The 19,720-nt window shown below is 72.9% G+C and carries 22 protein-coding genes; 8 read left to right on the top strand and 14 right to left on the bottom strand.

All coding sequences use genetic code 11. From position 1 onward, the window contains the following. Positions 1–615: 615 nt before the first annotated feature. The 3 genes from ACF068_RS07025 to ACF068_RS07035 are packed head-to-tail and all read right to left on the bottom strand — an operon-like array spanning position 616 to position 2,244. Positions 616–1,257, bottom strand: coding sequence for a DUF3618 domain-containing protein (locus ACF068_RS07025; RefSeq protein ID WP_392273120.1), 642 nt, complete (start codon positions 1,255–1,257; stop codon positions 616–618). Further along, on the bottom strand, positions 1,233–1,640 hold the full coding sequence (locus tag ACF068_RS07030) for a phage holin family protein (RefSeq protein WP_392273121.1): 408 nt from the start codon (positions 1,638–1,640) through the stop codon (positions 1,233–1,235). Before ACF068_RS07030 ends, ACF068_RS07025 begins: the two co-directional genes overlap by 25 nt. A 25-nt stretch (positions 1,641–1,665) precedes the next feature. Next, the gene (locus tag ACF068_RS07035; RefSeq protein WP_392273122.1) at positions 1,666–2,244 is read right to left on the bottom strand and encodes a hypothetical protein; all 579 of its coding nucleotides are present in this window, start codon (positions 2,242–2,244) and stop codon (positions 1,666–1,668) included. A gap of 437 nt (positions 2,245–2,681) precedes the next feature. Between ACF068_RS07035 and ACF068_RS07040 the strand changes: the two genes are divergently transcribed. Next, a complete protein-coding gene (locus ACF068_RS07040) occupies positions 2,682–3,218 on the top strand; it encodes a hypothetical protein (RefSeq protein ID WP_392273123.1) in 537 nt (178 codons plus the stop codon). 86 nt (positions 3,219–3,304) lie between these two features. After that, positions 3,305–3,970: a response regulator gene (locus tag ACF068_RS07045; protein ID WP_392273124.1), complete on the top strand. Its 666-nt coding sequence runs from the start codon at positions 3,305–3,307 to the stop codon at positions 3,968–3,970. Between the two features lie 7 nt (positions 3,971–3,977). On the opposite strand, the gene ACF068_RS07050 is transcribed toward ACF068_RS07045, so the two are convergent. Genes ACF068_RS07050 through ACF068_RS07065 form a run of 4 tightly spaced genes read right to left on the bottom strand, consistent with a single transcriptional unit; the run spans position 3,978 to position 8,384 of the window. Continuing rightward, entirely contained in the window at positions 3,978–5,357 is a 1,380-nt protein-coding gene (locus ACF068_RS07050; RefSeq protein WP_392273125.1) for a sensor histidine kinase, read from the bottom strand. Further along, positions 5,350–6,720 (bottom strand): FtsX-like permease family protein, encoded by a 1,371-nt coding sequence (locus ACF068_RS07055; protein ID WP_392273126.1) that lies wholly within the window; start codon positions 6,718–6,720, stop codon positions 5,350–5,352. The genes ACF068_RS07050 and ACF068_RS07055 overlap by 8 nt, the downstream gene beginning before the upstream one ends. Positions 6,721–6,725: 5 nt before the next feature. Then, complete coding sequence (locus ACF068_RS07060) at positions 6,726–7,478, bottom strand: ABC transporter ATP-binding protein (protein ID WP_392273127.1); 753 nt, start codon at positions 7,476–7,478, stop codon at positions 6,726–6,728. A gap of 24 nt (positions 7,479–7,502) precedes the next feature. Then, positions 7,503–8,384, bottom strand: a complete 882-nt coding sequence (locus ACF068_RS07065; protein ID WP_392273128.1) for a phytanoyl-CoA dioxygenase family protein — start codon at positions 8,382–8,384, stop codon at positions 7,503–7,505. Between the two features lie 153 nt (positions 8,385–8,537). Here ACF068_RS07065 and ACF068_RS07070 point away from each other — a divergent pair, with 153 nt between their 5' ends. After that, entirely contained in the window at positions 8,538–9,083 is a 546-nt protein-coding gene (locus ACF068_RS07070; RefSeq protein ID WP_392273129.1) for a GNAT family N-acetyltransferase, read from the top strand. Here the strand turns inward: ACF068_RS07070 and ACF068_RS07075 are convergent. After that, positions 9,080–9,730 carry a MazG-like family protein gene (locus ACF068_RS07075; RefSeq protein ID WP_392273130.1) on the bottom strand — a complete coding sequence of 217 codons (651 nt, stop codon included), beginning with the start codon at positions 9,728–9,730 and terminating at the stop codon, positions 9,080–9,082. The two genes, ACF068_RS07070 and ACF068_RS07075, sit on opposite strands and share 4 nt — an antisense overlap. 126 nt (positions 9,731–9,856) lie before the next feature. Between ACF068_RS07075 and ACF068_RS07080 the strand changes: the two genes are divergently transcribed. Continuing rightward, positions 9,857–10,504: a class I SAM-dependent methyltransferase gene (locus ACF068_RS07080; RefSeq protein ID WP_392273131.1), complete on the top strand. Its 648-nt coding sequence runs from the start codon at positions 9,857–9,859 to the stop codon at positions 10,502–10,504. Positions 10,505–10,516: 12 nt separating this feature from the next. On the opposite strand, the gene ACF068_RS07085 is transcribed toward ACF068_RS07080, so the two are convergent. From ACF068_RS07085 to ACF068_RS07100, 4 genes are all read right to left on the bottom strand, one after another. Beyond that, the gene (locus ACF068_RS07085; RefSeq protein ID WP_392273132.1) at positions 10,517–11,212 is read right to left on the bottom strand and encodes an alpha/beta fold hydrolase; all 696 of its coding nucleotides are present in this window, start codon (positions 11,210–11,212) and stop codon (positions 10,517–10,519) included. Between the two features lie 137 nt (positions 11,213–11,349). Beyond that, a complete protein-coding gene (locus tag ACF068_RS07090) occupies positions 11,350–12,072 on the bottom strand; it encodes a dienelactone hydrolase family protein (RefSeq protein ID WP_392273133.1) in 723 nt (240 codons plus the stop codon). A 266-nt stretch (positions 12,073–12,338) separates the two neighbouring features. Next, complete coding sequence (locus tag ACF068_RS07095; protein WP_392273134.1) at positions 12,339–12,722, bottom strand: hypothetical protein; 384 nt, start codon at positions 12,720–12,722, stop codon at positions 12,339–12,341. A gap of 145 nt (positions 12,723–12,867) precedes the next feature. Continuing rightward, entirely contained in the window at positions 12,868–13,629 is a 762-nt protein-coding gene (locus ACF068_RS07100; protein WP_392273135.1) for a TetR/AcrR family transcriptional regulator, read from the bottom strand. A gap of 128 nt (positions 13,630–13,757) precedes the next feature. Between ACF068_RS07100 and ACF068_RS07105 the strand changes: the two genes are divergently transcribed. From ACF068_RS07105 to ACF068_RS07120, 4 genes are all read left to right on the top strand, one after another. Next, a complete protein-coding gene (locus ACF068_RS07105) occupies positions 13,758–14,996 on the top strand; it encodes a DUF418 domain-containing protein (protein WP_392273136.1) in 1,239 nt (412 codons plus the stop codon). Positions 14,997–15,158: 162 nt separating this feature from the next. Next, on the top strand, positions 15,159–15,563 hold the full coding sequence (locus ACF068_RS07110; RefSeq protein ID WP_392273137.1) for a nuclear transport factor 2 family protein: 405 nt from the start codon (positions 15,159–15,161) through the stop codon (positions 15,561–15,563). Positions 15,564–15,655: 92 nt separating this feature from the next. Next, a complete protein-coding gene (locus tag ACF068_RS07115) occupies positions 15,656–16,564 on the top strand; it encodes an alpha/beta hydrolase (RefSeq protein ID WP_392273138.1) in 909 nt (302 codons plus the stop codon). Continuing rightward, positions 16,561–17,400 (top strand): NAD(P)H-binding protein, encoded by an 840-nt coding sequence (locus tag ACF068_RS07120; protein WP_392273139.1) that lies wholly within the window; start codon positions 16,561–16,563, stop codon positions 17,398–17,400. The genes ACF068_RS07115 and ACF068_RS07120 overlap by 4 nt, the downstream gene beginning before the upstream one ends. A gap of 162 nt (positions 17,401–17,562) precedes the next feature. On the opposite strand, the gene ACF068_RS07125 is transcribed toward ACF068_RS07120, so the two are convergent. Next, entirely contained in the window at positions 17,563–18,567 is a 1,005-nt protein-coding gene (locus ACF068_RS07125; RefSeq protein ID WP_392273140.1) for an AraC family transcriptional regulator, read from the bottom strand. A 655-nt stretch (positions 18,568–19,222) separates the two neighbouring features. Continuing rightward, positions 19,223–19,633, bottom strand: coding sequence for a RidA family protein (locus tag ACF068_RS07130; protein WP_392273141.1), 411 nt, complete (start codon positions 19,631–19,633; stop codon positions 19,223–19,225). Between the last annotated feature and the right edge of the window lie 87 nt (positions 19,634–19,720).

Here is a 19,720-nt window from a genome sequence, read left to right on the forward strand (position 1 = left end):
GTCACCGCGCCGAGGGCGTCGGACGAGCCGGAGCTCCGCGACGGCCCCGTACCGGACCCTCCGCCCCTGTCCGGGTCCGCCGCCGACGGGTCGCTCCCGGTCGCCGCAGCCCTGTCGCTCGACGGGGGTGCCGTCACCCGCGACCCGGAGGGACCGGGACCGGAGGTCGGTCGGGAGGCGCTCTCGCTCGCCCGGCCGCAGGCCACGACGAGCAGCAGGACCCCGCAGCAGAGGGCCCCCGACCCGGCGTACCGCCGTACAGCCCTCGCCAAGTTCCGTTCCCCCATGCGCCGTTCCCCCATCCGGCGATGGTAGGAGCACGACGAGCCCGCCGTCCCGCCCAGGACCGGCCAATGTGCGGCGGCTTCGTCCCGTGCACCTCCCGAAGCGACCTCCCCCGAAGCGGCCGCGCCGCCCGCTCGCAACGGGCTGTCATGCCCAGCGCCGTGGAGGTGGTCCGGGCCCGGCACGAGAGTCACCCCCCGCTGGGCTCCGGGCCGATTTCAGGGCCGGTCACGCCTGTCGCGCCGGCCGGGGACGAACCCGGTCGGCGCGACGACGGTTGCGGACCTTCCCGGCGCCGGGCATCGCGCCGGTTGCCGAGGAAGGGTGGGGCTACCGGCCGCCGGGGCTCTGCCGGCGGACCTCGCCGGCCACCTGCTGCCCGGATTCGCGGGCCTGCTCGGTGACCTGCGTGGTCTGGTCGCGTGCTTCGTCCTGCGTGGTGCGGGCGGCGTCGGCGGCGGTTTCCTTCACCTGCTGCGCGGCCTGCTTCGCCGTCTCGGTGGCCTCCTCCTTCAGGTGCTGAGCGGACTCCAGCGCGGCCTGCTTCACCGGCTCGATGGCGTCGCTCCCGGCCACGCGGCTCGCCGCCCGCTGCTCGGCACCGGACTCCGGCAGGAGGGAGGCGGCCAGCAGGCCGGCACCGAAGGCGATCAGACCGGCCGCTAGCGGATTGCCCTGGGTCTGCCGTATCGCCTGCTCGGGAGCCTGCTTGACGGCTTCGCCCACCTGGCCGGCGCTCTCCTGGGCGGACCGGGTGGCATGCCGCGTCCGGTCCGCGGCCTGGCTGCCGGCGTCGGACGCGGTCCCCATGATCCGCTCCCGCAGGTCCGACGCCCGCGAGCGCGCCCGGTTGGTGCGCCGGCGCATCATCCGCTTGGGGCTGGTGCGATCGGTCAGGGCGTCGACGTTCTGCGAGAGCCTGTCGCGCGTGGCCTCGATGTCGGCCTTCACTTGGTCGGGTGACGTGCCCACTGTGCGTCCTCCTTGAGGGTCTGAACCGTCTTTTCCGGCTTGGGCGACACCTCTCGCATCCGAGAGCGACCCATCACGAACAACACGGCGGCGACGACCGCCCACACGGCGGTGACGATCAATGCCGCCCAGCCGGCGTCCATCACGTTGGCCAGCCCGAACACAGCGGCCAGCGACAGGAAGAGGGCCACCATGTAACCGGCGAAACCCGCCCCGCCGAACATCCCGGCCGCCTTGCCCGCCTTGGCCGCCTCCTCGCGGACCTCCGCCTTGGCGAGCTCCACCTCCTGCCGGAACAGCGTCTGCACGTCCGCGGTCACGGCGGACAGCAGCTCACCGGCCGAACGCTCCCGCCCGTGGCGGTCCATCTCCGTCGAACCCACGGACTGCTGTGAACCCGCCGTCATCTCACACCCCCGGGTAGCCGGGCAGCTCCGGCGGGGCCTGGCCGGCCGGGGGCAGGGCGTCGTCCCCGCCGCTCGTGGCCGGGCGCCCACTGTCCCCGCTCCGGACCGCCTTACCGGCCTTGGCGAGACGGCCGACCGCCAGACCTGCCAGTACCGCGCCGCCCAGGAACGCGCCCGGCCGCCGGCGTGCGAACTTCTGGAGGTCGCCCAGCAGGCCGTCGACACCGTTCTTGTCGAGGTAGTCGGCGGCCCGGTGCCCGCCGTCGGCGGCCTGGGTCACCAGGGTGCGTGCCGGGGACTCCCCGGGCGCGTTCTGCGCCATTCCCGCGAAGTCGTCCGCCCACTGCCGGACGGTGCCCGCCAGACGCTGCGCCTGCCCATGGCCCTCGTCCAGCACACGCTGCCTGAGGTCGCGCGCGGCGTTCCCGGCCTGCTGCCGAGCCTCGCCCGCCACCGCCCTGGCCTGCTCCGCGGCGGTCCCCGCCACATCACCGGCCGACTGCGCGGCTCGGGAGGCCGTCGCCGACGCCTGTTCCTTCGCCGCCTGCCCCGCTTGCTGAGCACGCCCGGCATCACTCATGAGCCACTCCTCCTTGGAACGCCGGATCCGACGGAACCAGCTCCTCCGGTTGTTGTCCGGCTGCGGGTACCACCGCATACCTGGGCGAAACGGGGCGTATGCGCCGCCGTCGATCCCGGCATGTGTGAGCGAGCGAAGGTCCGGGGGAGGGGCGGTCTCCCATCGGGGCGCACCGCCGGGACGCCGTGACGAGACGCTGCCGAGCCGTCGCTGTTGTGACACGGTGGAATCAGTCGGCAACCCGTTGTGGTGGACGCCGGGGCTGCCGGTTTTCCAGGGTTGCGGGTTTTGAGGGGAGCAGGCGGCCGCCGACACTGTCGGACCCGATGACCCCCACCGGGCGGAGGCACCGGTTTCGCTCGACTGCACCGTTTCCGGCGTCTGTTGCGTGCGGTGTCCGGGTGTCACACCGGTCGGGAGCGGCCTAGAGTGTCGCCATGTTCAAGTCAGGGGTGGGGTTCCTCGCGCTGTTCGGGGTCGGTTGGTGGCTGCTGGGCACGAGTGGCTTCGAGGCGCCGCTCCGGTGGGTCGCGGTCGCGGCGGGGTGTGTCCTCGCGCTCGGCTTGATGCTGGCGGCGCGCAGGTTCCTGCCCGCGTCGGAGGGCGGCCCTTTCCCTCCCGAACGCCGACGGCGCTTCAACCAGATCAACCTGCTCCAGTGGCTCCTCATCATCGCCACGGTGATCGTGTGCGCTCGCACCGGGCACCCCGTGCTGGTTCCGCCGCTGGTCGCGCTGATCGTCGGACTGCACTTCGTACCGCTCGCAGCGGTGTTCGCACAGCCACGCCTCCGCGTCCCGGCCGCCGCGCTCGTGCTGGCGGGTGCCACCGGTCTGGCGGTACGGATGAACGAGGGCGCGGACACGACCGTACGGCTCGTGGTCGGCATCATCGCCGCTCTGTCCCTCTGGGGCACGGCCGCATGGACCGTCGTCCGTCTCGGGTCCCTCTCCCGCAAGGCCCCGGCGGCCTGAACACCGAACGCCGCCCTCACGCAGGCGCGGGCCATCGCTGAACGGACCGTGGCGGCGCGGTACCGGCCCGGCCCGATAATGGTCTGGTGATCAACAGGGACCTGTGCGTGGTGCTGGCCGAGGACTCCGTCGTTCTGCGGGACGGGATGGTCGAGTTGCTCCGGGCCCGCGGATGCACGGTGGCGGCGACGGCCGGAACGGCACCCGAGCTGCTCGCCGCGGTGGCCGAGCATCGGCCGGACGTCGCCGTGGTGGACATCCGGATGCCGCCCACCCACACCGACGAAGGCATTCGCGCGGCCGTCGAGATCCGTGCGACCACACCCGAGGTCGGTGTGCTGGTCTTCTCCCAGCATGTCGAGACCGCCTGGGCCTCCCGGCTGCTGGCGGACGGCGCGGCGGGGATCGGGTACCTGCTGAAGGAACGCGTCGCCCGTACCTCCGAGTTCGTGGACGCGCTGCACCGGGTGGCCGACGGCGGCACCGCGCTCGACCCTGAGGTCGTCGGCCGGCTGCTGCGGGGTGGCAGGCACCGCCGCTTGGACACGCTGACGCCGCGCGAGCGCGAGGTGCTGGAGCTGGTGGCACAGGGCCACTCCAACCGTTCCGTCGCCGCGCTGCTCGCGGTGTCGGAGCGTGCGGTCGAGAAGCACGTCGCCGGCGTCTTCACCAAGTTCGGCCTGCGAGCGACGGACGCCGACAACCGGCGGGTGAAGGCCGTGCTGGCCTACTTGGAGGAGGGCGGCGGCTGACCGGTCGTCACAGGCGGTTCGGGAGCTCGGCGGTGACCGTCGTGGGCCCGCCCGGTGGGCTGTCGACGCGCAGGACACCGTCCACCGCTGCGAGCCGTTCGGCCAGACCGGTCAAGCCGGTGCCGACTCCGAGCGCCGCGCCGCCCCGGCCGTCGTCGCGCACGCTCAGGACGGTGCGGCCGTCGGCCACGCGCGCCGTGAGCGTCGCCGAGTGGGCACCGCTGTGCTTGGCGACGTTGGTGAGGAGCTCGGCGGCGCAGAAGTAGACGGCCCGTTCGACCACCGCGTGCGGGCGCTCCCGCACGTCCAGGTGCACCGTGACCGGTACCGGCGAGGTGGCGGTCAGGCCCGGCAGTGCCTCACCGAGGCCGCCGTCCAGGGCCACCGGGTGAATGCCCCGGGTGAGCCGCCGGAGCTCGGTGATGGTGTCGTCGGTCTGGCCGCGGGCGCGGTCCACCAGCGTACGCAGTCGTACGACATCGGGACCGGCGCCGGGATCGAGCGCGTCCTCGGCCAGGGAGAGGGTGATGGCCAGGGCGACCAGCCGGGCCTGGGTGCCGTCGTGCAGGTCCCGCTCCAGGCGGCGCAGTTGATCGGTGTTGTCCGTGATCAGGGTGGCGCGGGCCGCCTCCAGCTCCTGGACCCGCCGCTGGGCACGGGCCGGGCCGAGCAGCAGCCGGGCGAGCCGGCGGTTCGCCGCGCTCAGCGCCCGGACCGCCCCGGGCACCGCGGCCGGCAGGACCAGCCCCAGCGGGGCGGAGCCGGCGTCCAGCCAGGTGACCGGCTGGGGACCTTCGAGGAGGCGCCGCCAGAGCGGGAAACCTAGCAACCAGCCGCAGCCGAGGGGAAGGGCCACGGCGGCGACGAACCCGAGCACCCCCAGGGGCAACCGCAGCACCAGATAGAGCAGCGCCCGCCAGGCGACCGGATCGGTCAGCACCGCACGACCACGGGCGACCGCACCCGCCGGGAGGGCCGGCCTGACCGGTGCCTCGACCCGCTCGCCCAGCAACCGGCCCACCAGCCACCGGTGCAGCACACCGAACCCACGCGCGCCCAGCAGCGCGGCGACCACGAACGGCAGACCGAGCACGGTGAGCGAAAGCAGTGCCCCCGCGTACAGGACGGCGAGCGCGTAGACCCCGCCGGCCAGGGCGAGCGGCAGCCCGACGACGGCGAACGCCCAGTCGCCGCCCCGGACGGAGAAGTACCGCCTCGACCCGGCCGGCTTCGCACCCGGTCGCCCCGGCCCGCCTCCCGCGCCGGCCTCCCGCGCCGTCCCGGCGAGTGGCGCGGACGCCCCCACGCCGGCCGGCGGGCCCGTACGGGCCGGCACGCGCCCGGGGGACGTACGCCCGGCCACGGGGCCGTCGCCGCGCTCAGCCACGGCCACCGCCCACCAGCTCCGCCGCCGGGCCACGAACCGCGCGCAGGCCCGTGAGCAGGATGCCGGGGACGGTCAGCACCACCGCGCCCGCGACGATCCACCCACACGCGGCCACCGGGACGGACGGCACCGGCGAACCGGTCACCGCCGTACTGAACGCGGCCGACGCGGCACCCGCGACCACCGCACCGAGCAGGACACCGACCACTGTGGTCAGCACGGCCTCCACGGCCAGCATGCGCATCAGGTGCGACCGGGTCGCGCCGACCAGCCGCAGCAGCGCGAACTCACGGCGCCGTTCCGCGGTCACGGCGACCAGGGTGTTGACGGTGGAGACGGCGGCGAAGCAGGCCAGCATCGCCAGTTCGGCCTGGCGCAGCCACACGTCCGTGGGGGACGTGACACTGGTCGCCGTCGCGCCTCCGGCGTGTCCGGCGGTGCTTGTCATGATCACCATGGTGCCCGAGAGCCCCACCAGCAGCGCGACCGGGACCACGGCGGACGACAACCGCCGCGCGTACCCGCGCAGATTGGCGTCGGCCAGCCAGCCCGCACGGGGTGCCACCACCCGCACCGGCGCTCCCAGGGCCGCCGCCAGAAGACGCGCCAGCAGCGGCCCCATCAGAGCGACGGCGATCAGCAGCACCAGCGAACCGAGCAACGCCGCCTGCCCCGCCTTGTCCTCCTGCCCGGGCGGGCGCGTCGCCGCCAGTCGCAGCAGCAGACCACCGCCCACCAGCACACCGATGCCGGCGAGCAGACGCGGCGCACCCGCCCGCCCGTGCTCGGTCGCACTCGCGGTCAGCGCGGCGGCGGGCGCGATACGGGAGATCCGCCGGGCCGCGACGGCGGTGGCCGCCAGACCGACGGCGAGCGCGGCCACCAGCGCCACCAGAACCGGCACCGGAGTCAGCGGCACCCGCATCCCCGGCGGCGCCATCCCCAGGCGCTGGAGCTCGACCAGGAACCGGCGGGCCGCGGCCACCCCGAGGACCCAGCCCGGCACCGCCACCAGCACAGTGGTCCATGCCACCTGCGCACGGACCAGCCTTCGCGTCTGCCGGGGCGTCGCCGCGATCGTCCGCAGCAGCGCCAGCTCCTGGTGCTGCTGCCGGAGAGCGAAGCCCAGGGCGTTGACCACGACGAAGAACGCGACCAGCACGGCGATCTCCCCGAAGGCGCCGGCGATCACCACCAGTCCGGGCCCCTCGACCGTCCCGCGAGCGGCCGGAGGCGCGGTGACCTCGGCGGCGAGCAGCGAGCCGAACAGCGTCACGGTGGCGACGGCGAGAAAGAGCGCGACAGCCAGACCGGTGAAGGCGGCCGGACGCCGGCGCATCGGTCCCAGAGCGAGAGCGACCATCGCACTCACCGGCCCAGCCGGCTCAGACGCTCGCCGATCCGGCCGACGGTGGGCCGGTCGAGCTCGTCCACCACCAGACCGTCCGCGAGCAGCAGCACCCGGTCCGCGTACCCGGCGGCGACCGGGTCGTGGGTCACCATCACGCACGTCCGGCCGTCGTGGTCCACACCGGCACGCAGCAGCGCGAGGATCTCATGGCCGGTGGCCCGGTCGAGCGCGCCGGTCGGCTCGTCGGCGAACAGGACCTGCGGCCGGGACACCAGCGCCCGCGCTATCGCCACCCGCTGCTGCTGCCCGCCGGACAACTGCCCGGGCCGGTGGCGCTCACGCCCGGCCAGCCCCACCCGGGCCAGCGCGTCCAGCACCCGGCCCCGGTCGGGCCGCCGCCCGGCCAGCCGGCCGGGAAGCTCGACGTTCTGCGCCACCGTCATCGCCGGCATCAGGTTGAACGCCTGGAACACGAACCCGACCCGGCTGCGCCGCAGTTCCGCCAACCGCCGCTCGGACAGCCGGGACACCTCGGTGCCGCCCCACCACACGGAGCCCCGGGTGGGCCGGTCCATCCCCGCCAGACAATGCAGCAGGGTCGTCTTGCCGGAGCCGGACGGCCCCATCACCGCCGTGAACGTCCCCGGTGCCAGGGCCACCGACACCCCGCGCAACGCCCGTACGGTGGCGGCGCCGCGCCCGTACTCACGGTGCAGCCCCTCGGCCCGGGCGGCTGTTTCCGGCCCGGCATCACTCGTCATCTCGACCATGCCCTCATCCTCGGCGGACGGAGCTCAGCAATCGATCATGCCAGCCCCCGCTTCCGGGGTGGGGAAAACCGAACCGTCTGCCGTACGGCCCGTCTCCCGAGCGTCGCTCGCACCTTCTCCAAGGGCCGATGACGGGGCGTCCTCTCCCAGACCCCGGAGGATCGCGGTCTCGACGGGGGAGTGGGTGCCGTCGGCCCGCTCCAGGTCGTACGGCACGGCCGGCAGCAGCGGCGGCTGGGACATGAACCGCGGCCGCACCCCGTGGTGGGGTTGCGCGGCGTGCACCAGGAACGGGTGGCACAGGAAGACGTCCCCCGCGGACCCGGTGGCGAGGGCCTGTGGCCGGTGCGCGGAAGCCGCCTCCACATCGGGCGCGAGGTCCAGCCCGCTTGCTCCGTCCTCCCCGTACTTCGCCAGGACCCTGGGCACATCGAGGTGTGAACCGACCCGGATCCGGGTGGGGGCGTCCCGCTCACCGACCTCGCTGAACAGGAACAGCATCAACAACGCCCGGCCCCGGGAGCGCAGATTGGTGAAGTACCAGCTCTCGCCCTCGGGCAGAAAGCTTCCCTCGATGTGCCAGCCCGCGTCGTCCGGCTCCTCCTCGTGCGGGAAGCGCAGGGGGAAGGTGCCCAGCGAATAGCGTGGCTCCCAGCGCCCCGGCCCCACGAGCAGGTCGTAGGCGCGATGCAATGAGGGCGAGTTGGGCGCGGCCGCGAACGGCCCCTGCGCCATGCCGCCCACCCAGTGCACGGGCCGCGTCCATGTCGCCGGATCGTCCGGGTCACAGCCCGTCTCCCGCCACAGCAGCCGCGCACAGTCCGCGGCCACGCGCGGGGCGACGGCACCCTCCAACTTCACATAGCCGTCCCGGAGAAAGCTCGATACCAAGGTCGTGTCATCCATGCCCCCATCGTCCGGTGGCACCGCTCCCGCGCACCCGACAATCGCCGCACCGCCTTTGTCGGGTGCCCACGGGCCCTCCTCCGGGTCCGGCCGCGCCGATCAGCGCCGATCAGCGCCGATGAGCGCGCGTGCGAGCCGTGCGAGGATCGGACCGTGAACGATCTGCGCTTCCGCCGCGCCGAAGAGGCCGACCTCGCCACTCTCGTCCGGCTGCGTGACGATGCCGCCCACTGGATGCTCGCGCGGGGCATCACCGGTCAGTGGCAGCCCGGTCAGCTCGACGAGGACCACTTCCGCGGGGCCATGGCCGCCGGGGGAGAGGTCTGGCTCGCCGAGGCCGGTGGCCGCCCGGCCGGGGCCTGGGAACTGTGGTGGGAGGACGAGGACGCCTGGGGGCCTCAACCACCGGTGGCGGGCTACGTGCACCGGCTGATGGTGGACAGGGGCAACGCCCGGCCAGGGACGGGACGGCTCCTGCTGCACGCCGCGGAGCGCCGCATCGCCGCCACGGGACGGACGCTGGTCCGTCTGGACTGCCTGGCCGGCAATGCGCGCCTGACCTCCTACTACCTGGACGCCGGCTACCGGATCGTCGGCCACAAGGCGGGCAAACCACAGCCTGGTGGTGCTCCCAAGTCGTTCACCCTCCTGGAGAAGCCCTGCGGGCCGGGTCCCGAGGCCCAGCGGCCCCGGCCCTAAGGGCCAATCCGCTGAGGCGGAGCGCCGTCGGCCGTCTCCTCCGCCGCCGGTACGGCACCCAGTGCCCGCGCCACGAGGAAGCGGAGCCGGCCGTCCACCGTCTCCTGCGCGGCCCCGTTGACCGAGTCAAGGGCCTCCATCGCCGCCACGACGAGGTCGCCGAGCCCCCGCATCGCGTCGTCCCACGTGGACGTCGTGCCGGAGGCGTCGCCGCGCGGGTTCGCCCCGAGTGCGCCGAGGACCGTGACCGCGACGCCGCCCATGTCCCGGCTGATCCCCAACAGGCGCAGCAGCCGGGGGTCTCCGGCAGACGCCCCGTCGGCCGCCGCCCGGCCGGCGTTCGCCTCGGCCCGGGCCGTGAACCGGGAGGTGAGCACCGCGATCCCCTCCCCGCTGATGGTGTCCAGGGCGACCATCGCCGTCACGATGACGTCCGCCAGTTCCCGCGCCACGTCCTCCCAGGTGTGGGACGCGCCCTTCCTGGGGTTGGCCCCGAGCGCACCGTGCACCGCCTCCGCGACCTCCCCCAGCTCCTCGGACACCTTGATCACGCGCAGCAGCCGGGCATCGGCCGCGGTGGACGGTGCGGCCTCGGCGTCGAGCCATGCCCGCAGCCGCCGCACGTCGTGCCAGGTCCTGTCGTCCACGGTGTCCTCCTCGGGTGGTCGTGTCGTTCCCGGCGTACGAGCAGCCGGCGGGCCGCACGCACACTCACCCAGGGGCTTTCCCCGGCCCGGGACCCGCGAAGGGGCGTGAATGTTACCTTCGTTGCCGTGGTGGAGTACCAGGAGCAGACCAGGACGGCCTACGACGGGATCGTCGAGCTGTACGCGTCGATGTTCGCCGATCGGCTGGAGACGCAGCCCTTCTCGCGGAACATGATCAGCACCTTCGCCGAGCTGGTGCGCGCGACGGGTAACCCCCGCACGGCCGATGTCGGGTGCGGTCCCGGACACTTCACCGCCATGCTGCACGACCTGGGGCTGGACGCCTTCGGGCTCGACCTCTCCCCGGGCATGGTCGACCACGCCCGGCGGGCCCATCCCGCGCTGCGGTTCGACGTGGCGCGCATGGAGGCCCTGCCGGTCGGGGACGGTGCGCTCGGCGGACTGCTGGCCCACTACTCGATGATCCACACCCCGCCCGGGGAACTGCCCGAGCTGCTCGCCGAACAGGTGCGTGTCCTCGCGCCAGGAGGTCTGCTCCTGGTGTCGTTCTTCGCGACCGACGGTCCGGAGCCGGTCCGCTTCGACCACAAGGTGACGCCCGCCTACAGCTGGCCCGTGGACCGGTTCGCCGAGTTGCTGACCGCGGCCGGGCTGGTCTCCTTCGCCCGGCTGGTCCATGACCCGGCCTCCGAACGGGGCTTCCTGGACGCCCACTTGCTGGCCCGCCTTCCCCAGGTCCCCTCCGAGGAGTGACGACCGGTACGGTCAGTCCCCAGCCGCGTCGAGCAGGATCTGCGCCAGTTCACGCGGTGCGGAGAACATCGGCCAGTGACCGGTATCCATCTCGACCAACCGCCAGCTCTCGCTCTCGAGCAGCCCCGCGACGTCGTCGCTCGGCTCGGCCCCGTCCAGCAGGCACTTGATGTACGTCGCCGGAAGCCGGTCCAGCGGTCGCTCCAGGACTGCCGGCTCCGTGAGCGTCGCGCCGGGATGCGGCGTAGCGCCATCGAGAAAACCGGTGATCCGCGGGTCGCTGAGCCCCTGCCCCTCGAGGTCGGACGCCGGCGGCGGTGGCCAGAACCCGTCATCGGTGAGCGCCGCCTCGAAGGCCGCCTTCCCCTGCCACCAGGCGGATGCGAAGGACTCACCGTGTGTCGGCACGTTGGAGTCGACGAAGACGATCCGCCGCAACCGGTCGCCGATCCGCTCGGCGGCCTGCCCGACAGGGATGCCCGAGTAACTGTGCCCGACGAGAACGACGTTGCTCAGCCCCAGCCGCTCGACCTGCCACGCGATGTCCCGCACATGAGTCCGCTGCCCGGCGGGCACACCTCGCCGCTCCGCGAGCCCGGACAACGTCAAGGGGTGCGCGCCGTGCCCGGCTGCCCGGAGGTCCGGGACGACGTCGTCCCACGCCCACGCGCCCAGCCACGCGCCCGCCACCAGTACGAAGTCGGCCATGCGCGTACCATAACAGAGCAAGTCGAATTTTCGTTCGATTGGCGGAGGCCTGGAGGCATCGTCAATGGGGCGCCGCTCCGATCGCGGCGGTACCGCCGGCGGCCGGCGCCGCCGCGACCGGGGCGGCCGGCCCGGCCTCACCTCAAGTGCCGGCCGAAGAAGTGGTTCCCGTCGTCCACCTCGAACCACGGGGTGCCGGTGTGCCCGCCCATGTTGGCGTGCAGCGTCTTCTCCTTGCTGCCGAAGGCGTCGAACAGGTCCAGGGCCCGTTGCCGGGGGTTCCCCTCGTCGTCCCACTGCACCAGGAACAGCAGGGGGATGGTGAGCCGCCGGGCCTCCGCGCGCTGGGCCCGGGGCACGTACCCCCCGGCGAAGAAACCGGCGGCCGCGATGCGCGGCTCCACCAGCGCCAGCCGGATGCCGACGGCGGTCCACCCCGAGTAGCCGACGGGGCCGCCGATCTTGGGCAAGGAAAGCAGGGCGTCCAGGGTGGCCCGCCATTCCGGGACCGCCCTTTCGACCAGCGGGGCGACGAAGGACTCGAAGATCTCGTCGGCCGGCTGATCGGCCCGCATCGCCCGGCGGAGGTCGGCCCGGGCACGCTCCTCCGCGGCGGAACGGGGCCGGTCTCCGCACCCGGCGGCGTCGATGGTGGCCACCGCGTAGCCGTACGCCGCGCAGTGCCGGGCCCGGGCCATCAGCCGGGCATCCCCCTTCGGCAGCCCGTTGTTGTGGGCCATCAGGACCAGCGGGACCGGTGCGGCGGACGCGGGCGTCCACAGAGTGCCGGGGATCCGGCCGAGGGTGAATTCGCGTTCGAGGACGCCGTCGTCGAGGCGGCGTTCGGAAGTGATCTGCATGGTCGTGCCTTTCGGGAGTGCTCCGAAACGGCGCTCCCGGGCGACCTATCGCCCGACCGTGACCCCGGAGGGGAGCACCCATGTCGATACTGCGTTCACGGGTACCACCTCCTCGTTCTCCGGCACGGCCTCCGGAAAGGTAGCAGTGGCCGCTGTGGTCCCCCAACGGGTTTTCCCCGAGGCCCACCGACGGGTGCCTGATGCCGGCGCCGCTTCCGTGCCGCTCGGCACGTGGGGTGCACGTCCGGCGGCGCCCGTCGCGGGCGCTACAGTCCCGCGTGGTCCAGCAGCAGTCGCAGGTCCGCGTCCTTCACCCGGGTGACGCCCTGCGGGTGCCGGTTGGACAGGACGTGGAGCGGGACGGGGTCCCGGTGCAGGCGGCGCGTCGCCGCCGGGTGCAGCGTCGCCGTGAACCGCCACGGCTGGCGGGGGCTGCCGGCCACCTCGTACGGCTCGTCCTCGATGCGGGCCACGGCGGCGACCTCCCGCACCGGCGCGGCGAAGTAGATCCACAAGCGGTCGCCGGGGACCATGCGCCGCCACCTCGACAGGCACCACGACCGACGCGGCGCGGTCTCGGCCAGGTGCAGCATCCGGTCCTTGTCCGAGGAGTCGCCGTCCGCTGGTTTCACGATGAACAGCCAGTCCAACAGAAATGCCTCCGCCCACGGGGTCGTACCCGAGCCGTGCCCGGCGCCGGTTATCTGTGTGCTTCCCCCGGCGAGAGCCGCCATGCCCGTTCCCGCCGGGACGACGGAAGCCTCGCCGGACGCTCCGTATCGACGGACCAGCGGATCATCGGGGGCCGGCCGATTCGACCCGGGCGGCGATGCCGTCGAGGATCAGTTCGAGTCCGACCGTGAAGTCGGCGTCACCGATCGCGGCGTCGGACGAGTGCGCCGGTCCTGTCTCGAAGAGTGCCGACGAGAACAGGCGCGCCGTCTCCGGAAAGCGCTCGGGGTCCACGAGTTTCGCCAGGGCGCGACCGTAGGCCCGTTCGGCGTCGGACTGTCGTTCTCCATCGGCCCGGCCCCGGGCGAGTTCGTGGTCCTGTCGCACCGTCTGGACGACGTAACCGCCGAGGAGCGAGAGGGCACCGATCTTGTGCGTCCAGTCCAGTGGGGTGGGAGCCAGAATCGCCAACGCGGCTTCCATCCAGGCGATCCGGTGCGGCCCGGAGGGCGGTCCGCTCACCGGCAGGTGGGCGAGCCACGGACGCTGCTGGTACACGGCGCGCTGAGCGCGGGCCCAGGCGTCCAGTCCCGTACGCCAGTCGCCGGCGTCGACGCGCGGTGGTGTACCGAGAGCCTGGTCGCCCATGAGGGTGAGGAGTTCGTCCTTCGAGCCGACGTGCCGGTAGAGCGACATCCCGGTGACCCCGAGGCTCTTGGCGACCTTGGGGAGCGTCACGCCGTCGAGGCCGTCGCGGTCGGCGGCCTCCACGGCTGCGGCGACCACACGATCGACGTCGAGGGCGGCGGGGCGGCCCAAGCGTGAGGACTCCGCGAGCCGCCAGAGCCGCCGCAGTGGTGCCGGAATGGTCTCTTCGCTGGTCATGGTCCCCTCAACGCCCCGAAGCGTGCGCTTTCATCATGCCAGAGCCCTAATTAGTTTGCCTGTGATAGTTTCTGGGATAAATTAAAGATGCGGGGGGTGTCCCCGCACCCTGAGGAGGGGACGATGTCATGCCTGTGGACACCACCGGTCGCCCACCGACCGGCCCGGTCCGACGTGCCGAACGCGCCCTGGCGCCGGACCTGGCACGCGGAGCGATGTTGCTGATCATCGCGCTGGCGAACTCCGCCGGCGTCGCATTCGCCGGCGAACCCGGCTTCAACAACGCGCCACAGGGCGGGGAAAGCGCCCTGACCTTCGGACTGTTCGAGCTGGCCCATGCGCGCGGATACCCGGTGTTCGCCTTGATGTTCGGCTACGGAATCGTGCAACTGGCCCGCCGTCAGGACGCGTCCGGCAGCTCACCCCGACAGGTCCGGGCCCTCCTGGTCCGGCGCGGCGCCTGGCTCACGGTTCTCGGCTTCGCGCACGCCCTGCTGCTGTACTACGGCGACTTCCTCGGTGCCTACGGGATCGTCTGCATCGCCATGACGTGGCTCCTGCTGCGCCGAGGTGACCGGTTTCACCGGATCGTGCTCGTGATCTGGGCGCTCTCGCTCGTCGAACTGCTCGTCGTCGGCGGCATGGTTGTCCGCGGACTTCTCACCGGCACGGGCCACGCGCCACTCCCCGTCGGCCACGTCGGCTCGCTCGCTGCCTCCTCCTACGCCGACTCGCTGGCCGACCGGCTCGCCGAGTGGCCAGGACACACACTGACCACGCTGCCCTTCGTGCTCATCGCCTGGCTGGGCATGTGGGCGGCCCGCCGACGCATCCTCGAGCGACCGGGCCGGCACCGGGCCCTGCTCGTCCGGACCGCGGTCGTCGGCATCGGCATCGCGGTCGTCGGAGGGCTGCCGGCCGCGCTGATCGGCGCCGGGTGGCTCCATGCCGACGAGCCCACGGCGCACATGGCCCTCCTGCTCCACGGCGGAGGCGGCATGTTCGCCGGACCCGGGTACGTGGCGGTCTTCGGGCTCGTCGCCGCCCGTGTCACCCGCCCCGGTGCCGTGGTCGTCCGCGCCCTCGTCGCGCTGGGACGCCGGTCGCTGTCGGGCTACCTGTTCCAGTCGGTGGCCTGGCTCGTCCTCCTCCTGCCCTTCACGCTCGACCTCGCCGGGCAGCACACCAGCCCCACGGCGGTCGTCCTCGTGATCGCCCTGGCGGTCTGGCTCGCCACGGTGCTGATCGCCCTTCGCCTGGACGACCGCGACCTGCCCGGCCCCGCCGAAACGGTCCTGCGCCGTCTCACCTACGGGCCCGGGGCCCGGCGCCGACCGCGGCGGGCCGCTCCCTCCGCGATCTCGTGAGACGCGGTGTCGACAAACCGTGGACGTGACGACAACACAGGACCGTGCCACGCGCGCCATCATCGAAAAGCACGCAGCGGGCTACAGCACACGCCCCACGGCGCGTCGTGCTCACCGCCCGGCCCACCCCCATGCCTCGGGCCCGAACCAAGGATCATCACCATGGACCGTCTGGACGTCATCGACACCTGCAACCGTATGGCCTGGTACGCGGACCAGCGCGCCTGGGACGCGCTGGCCGGGGTGTTCGCCGACGAGGCCATGCTGGACTACACCAGCCTCAACGGCGGCGAGCCCGTCGCCCTCACTCCGTCCCAGATCGTCGCAGGCTGGCAGGCGGGCCTCGGGGCGTACGCCGCCACCCAGCACCTCCTCGGCAACCACCTGGTCACCGTCGACGGCGACGACGCCGTGTGCGACGCCACCTTCCAGGCCACGCACCGCAAGGGGGACGGCTCCCTGTGGACGCTGGGCGGAACGTACCGCTTCGACCTGACCCGCTCGCCCGACGGGTGGCGCATCACCGGCGTGGTCATGACCCAGGTCTGGAGCGACGGAGCGCGATGAGGGGCCCTGCCGCCGGAGCCGGCCACTCACCCGGCCTCGACACCACCGACACACCGAACACGCTCACCCGAGCGACGTGGGAGTACGCACGCATGACACACACGAAGAAGGTCACCTTCGACAGCGAGGGCGTGACCCTGACCGGCAACCTGTTCCTTCCGGAGAGCACGGACCCCCGGGAGCCCGGAGCGGGCCCGCTGCCCGGGATCGTGGTCGCCGGCACGTGGACCAGCGTCAAGGAACTGATGGCCGACCGATACGCCGAACGGCTCGCCTCCCGCGGATTCGCCGCGCTGTCCTTCGACTTCAGCGGCTTCGGCGAGTCCGGGGGCGAGCCCCGGGACGTCGAGGACCCGGCCCGCAAGGTCCGCGACATCCACCACGCGCTCACCTTCCTGGCCGCTCATGAGGCGGTCGACGGCGACCGGCTGGGCGCACTCGGCATCTGCGCTGCCGCCATGTACATGTCCGGCAATGCCGCCGACGACCCCCGGGTCCGCTCGCTGGCTCTCGTGGCCCCATGGCTGCACGACGCCGACGTCTGCGAAGCCGCCTACGGCGGCGCGGAAGCCGTCGCCCGGCGCATCAAGACCGGCCGGGAGGCCCGCGGCCGCTACGACACGACCGGCGAGGTCGAGTACGTGCCCGTGGTCTCCGCCACCGACGAACGCGCGGCCATGCCGTACGCCATCGACTTCTACCTCAACCCCGATCGCGGCGGCATCCCCGCTTGGCCCAACCGGTTCGCCCTCATGTCCTGGGCGGACTGGCTCACTTACGACGCCATCGCCCTCGCCCCGCGGATCGACCGGCCCACCCTGCTCGTCCACAGCGAGGACGCCGCCATCCCCGAGGGCGCCCGCCGCTTCCACGCGGGTCTCGCCGGCCCCGGCGACCTCCTGTGGACGCGGGGTACCCAGTTCGACTTCTACGACTCCGAACCCCAGGTCACGATCGCCGTCGACACCGTGGCCGCCCACTTCGCCCGGACGCTGCGATGATCCTCGTCACCGGAGCCACCGGAAACGTCGGCGCCGAGGTCGTCCGGGCCCTGGCCCGCGCCGGAGAGCCGGTTCGCGCACTGGTCAGACGGCCGGCCGACGACGTACCGGCCGAACAGACCGTCGGAGACCTGAACGAACCCGACTCTCTCGCGCCGGCCCTCGACGGCGTACGGGGCGTGTTCCTGCTCCCCGGCTACCGCGACATGCCCGGGCTGCTGGCCCGTATGCGCCTGGCGGGGGTGCAACGGGTCGTCCTGCTCTCCAGCCTCGCGACCGTTGCCACCGACACCCGCAACATCCTGTCCGAGTACATGATCGGTTCGGAGACCGCGGTCCGGGAGTCGGGCCTCACCTGGACGTTCCTGCGGCCCAACGCCTTCATGTCCAACGCACTGCGATGGCTCCCTCAGCTCAACGCCGGCGATGTCGTGAGGGACGCCTTCGGCGCGGTGCCGGTCGCGTCGGTCGACCCGTACGACATCGCCGCCGTCGCCGTCCGTGCCCTGCTCGACCCCGGCCACGAGGAACGCGTCCTCCCTCTGAGCGGCCCCGAACCGCTGCTCCCCGCCCAGCGATTGGCCGTCCTGGCCGAAGTCCTCGGCCGCGACCTTCGCTTCCGTGCCCTCTCGGACGAGGAAGGCAGGGCCGACATGGCCGCGGCGGGCGTCCCGGAGCCGTACATCCGGGCGTTCTTCAGCTTCTACGGTGACGGCACCCTGGACGAGTCCCAGGTCTATCCGACGGTGCGGGAGGTGACCGGCAGGCCGCCCCGCACCTTCCGCCAGTGGGCCACGGCTCACCGCGCGGCGTTCACGCCGCCGGGGAAGGATTGAGCCGAAAGGACCGACGACGCCGTACCGTCCGGGGCGGACCGACGACCGAGCAACCCGTATGAGCCGCCCCCGGTCGGTGCGAGTGCTGCGCCCCGGCGCCACCGGCGCCTCCGTGGGGCGAGTGCGGGCGCCCGTCCGGGGTGGATGGGCGCCCGCCGCGTCTCAGTGCTGCTCGGACATCGCCTGCTGACGGTATTCGCGTGGGGAGAGGCCATAGGCGGCTCGGAAGGCCCGGGTGAACTGGGAGGCGTGGGGCATGCCCCACCGGGCGGCGAGAGCGTGGATGGGACAGGTCCGCAGCGCGGGGTCGGCCAGGTCGGCGCGGATCTTCTCCAGCCGCTGGGAGCGGATCCGGGCGGCGACCGTCTCGCCCGGGGATTGCTCACCGAAGACGCGATGCAGATGGCTGAGGGAGATGTGGTGGGCGGCGGCGATGGCACCGGGGGTCAGCTCCGGGTCGGGCAGGTGCTGGCTCATGTAGGTCCGGATGCGCCTGGCCAGCACCTCGTGCCGGCTCTCCGGCGGCAGGGCGGCCTCGGCGTCCAGGGCGTGGGCGAAGAAGGCCGCGACCAGGTCGAGCGTGACCGTGCCCAAGCGGGCCGCGTCGGCCGGCCGGAGGGTGTCGGCCTGCCGCTCCAGGCCGGTGAGGAAGTCCGCCAGGAGTGCCCCTGTGCCGTTCCGTACCGACAACCCGTGCCCCAGGAGCCGTTCCGCCTGGCGTGGGGGCAGGGGGAGCAGGCTCTTGGGAAGGTCCACCCCCACACCGGCCACGACACCCGGCCGTCCCTCGGCCGCCTGGCCCGAGGCGAACGCCGAGGCCTCGCACGCCTGCCAACTGGAGTCGACGATCAGGTCGTCGGCGCCCACCGTGGTCGTCCCTCCCCGCTCGCGGCTCTGCGTCAGCCGCCCGTGCGTCAGCAAGGACAGGTGATAGAACTCGGAGTCCGCCTGGCGCACCCTTCGCGCGCTCCGCCGGAAGCGCACGGGCGGGAAGGACGTCCGCCAGACCGTGACCGGTCCCAGCTCCGTCACCCGCAACTCCGCGCGGAAGTCGGCCGCGTGGTCGCTGCTTGCCTCGTTCGCGCGGGTGCGGTCGATGAGCTCCCGCCAGCGGTCGAACCGCTCGCCGGCGGGGACGTCCTCGCTGCGGAACACGGTCCCGATCACTGCTGCACTCTCCGTCCTGCCCAGGGAGATGATCACATCCTGGGGAGGGGGCGCATCCCCTCGTCTCCAGGACATCATGAGGTGCGGCCGATGCCGTACGGGACGCCGGGGGGACGGCAGCCCCGATACCCCGCTCCGTTCGGCGAGCGTCGCCGTGTGACCAACTACCGTACGTCAGCGCTGTTTCCGGCTCGTGGACGGGGGAGGACGTCGGATACGCGGCTGTGTCATCGCGTCACCCGCCACCCGGCCCACCGTTCCCCCAGGTCGGCCTGCCGTCAGGGAGGCCCCGCTCTTCGCACGTCGAGGGCCCGGTCCGGGGCGCGCATCCGTGAGGCATCGAACGCCGCCGCGGCGCGGTGAGGACCTCTAAGCGTCGGTCCGCCTCTCCAGGCGGCTCCCTCGCGGCTCCTCGTCCCCCGCCCGTTCCGGGCGGAAGCGGAGACGTATCCCACCCTTGAGGCAGGCCACGAGCTCGTCCGCGGCGGAGTGTTCGTCGGCCCCGGCGAGGACGGGATCCGCACGGCCCGTCCCTGGTCACCGTAAGACGGCCGGGGACGACATGGGGTTCGCGGCGGCCGGGGCGGCCCCGCCCGCCGGGAACCGTGGCCATGACGGGACGACGCGATCCGGATGCGGTGTCCCGGAGGGGAGGTCAGGCGGCGGGGCGCACCGCCACCGCGTCGATCTCGAAGAGCATTCCCGGCAGCGCGAGCGCGGCCACCCCGCTCAGCGTCTGCGCCGGCAGCCGCTCCCCGAACGCGGCGTGGAGTGCCTTCCCGAGGACCTCCAGCTTGCCGGGCTCGTGGTCGACGATGTAGGTGCCGAGCCGGACGACGTGCTCGAAGCCGAGCCCGACGCCCTCCAGGGCATTCCGCAGACGGGTGAGCGAGAGTTCGACCTGCGCGGCGAAGTCCCCGGGTACGGGTGCTCCGGTCGGGTCGGAGGCGTACTGGCCGGCGATGAAGACGAGGTCGCCCGGCGACGAGACGGCGTGGCTGTACCCGTACGGAGTCGGGTCGTGCAGGGTGCCCGGGTTGGTGATGGTGCGTCGATCGGTGGACATCGGGATTCCTTCCGCTGAGTACGGTTCGGAGGTGCCGGGCGCGGGTGAGAAGCCGACGTACCCACCGGCGCGTGGACGGGAACGACA

The sequence above is a fragment of the Streptomyces sp. NPDC016309 genome (assembly GCF_043077235.1).
Taxonomy (GTDB): domain Bacteria; phylum Actinomycetota; class Actinomycetes; order Streptomycetales; family Streptomycetaceae; genus Streptomyces.

What these genes read in the sequence shown, in the direction of transcription:
- ACF068_RS07035 (WP_392273122.1), bottom strand. Translation starts at nt 2,244, where the DNA reads ATGAGTGATGCCGGGCGTGCTCAGCAAGCGGGGCAGGCGGCGAAGGAA.
- ACF068_RS07065 (WP_392273128.1), bottom strand. Translation starts at nt 8,384, where the DNA reads ATGGATGACACGACCTTGGTATCGAGCTTTCTCCGGGACGGCTATGTG.
- ACF068_RS07100 (WP_392273135.1), bottom strand. Translation starts at nt 13,629, where the DNA reads ATGACCAGCGAAGAGACCATTCCGGCACCACTGCGGCGGCTCTGGCGG.
- ACF068_RS07120 (WP_392273139.1), top strand. Translation starts at nt 16,561, where the DNA reads ATGATCCTCGTCACCGGAGCCACCGGAAACGTCGGCGCCGAGGTCGTC.
- ACF068_RS07105 (WP_392273136.1), top strand. Translation starts at nt 13,758, where the DNA reads ATGCCTGTGGACACCACCGGTCGCCCACCGACCGGCCCGGTCCGACGT.
- ACF068_RS07060 (WP_392273127.1), bottom strand. Translation starts at nt 7,478, where the DNA reads ATGGTCGAGATGACGAGTGATGCCGGGCCGGAAACAGCCGCCCGGGCC.
- ACF068_RS07085 (WP_392273132.1), bottom strand. Translation starts at nt 11,212, where the DNA reads ATGGCCGACTTCGTACTGGTGGCGGGCGCGTGGCTGGGCGCGTGGGCG.
- ACF068_RS07090 (WP_392273133.1), bottom strand. Translation starts at nt 12,072, where the DNA reads ATGCAGATCACTTCCGAACGCCGCCTCGACGACGGCGTCCTCGAACGC.
- ACF068_RS07110 (WP_392273137.1), top strand. Translation starts at nt 15,159, where the DNA reads ATGGACCGTCTGGACGTCATCGACACCTGCAACCGTATGGCCTGGTAC.
- ACF068_RS07115 (WP_392273138.1), top strand. Translation starts at nt 15,656, where the DNA reads ATGACACACACGAAGAAGGTCACCTTCGACAGCGAGGGCGTGACCCTG.
- ACF068_RS07040 (WP_392273123.1), top strand. Translation starts at nt 2,682, where the DNA reads ATGTTCAAGTCAGGGGTGGGGTTCCTCGCGCTGTTCGGGGTCGGTTGG.
- ACF068_RS07055 (WP_392273126.1), bottom strand. Translation starts at nt 6,720, where the DNA reads ATGGTCGCTCTCGCTCTGGGACCGATGCGCCGGCGTCCGGCCGCCTTC.
- ACF068_RS07130 (WP_392273141.1), bottom strand. Translation starts at nt 19,633, where the DNA reads ATGTCCACCGATCGACGCACCATCACCAACCCGGGCACCCTGCACGAC.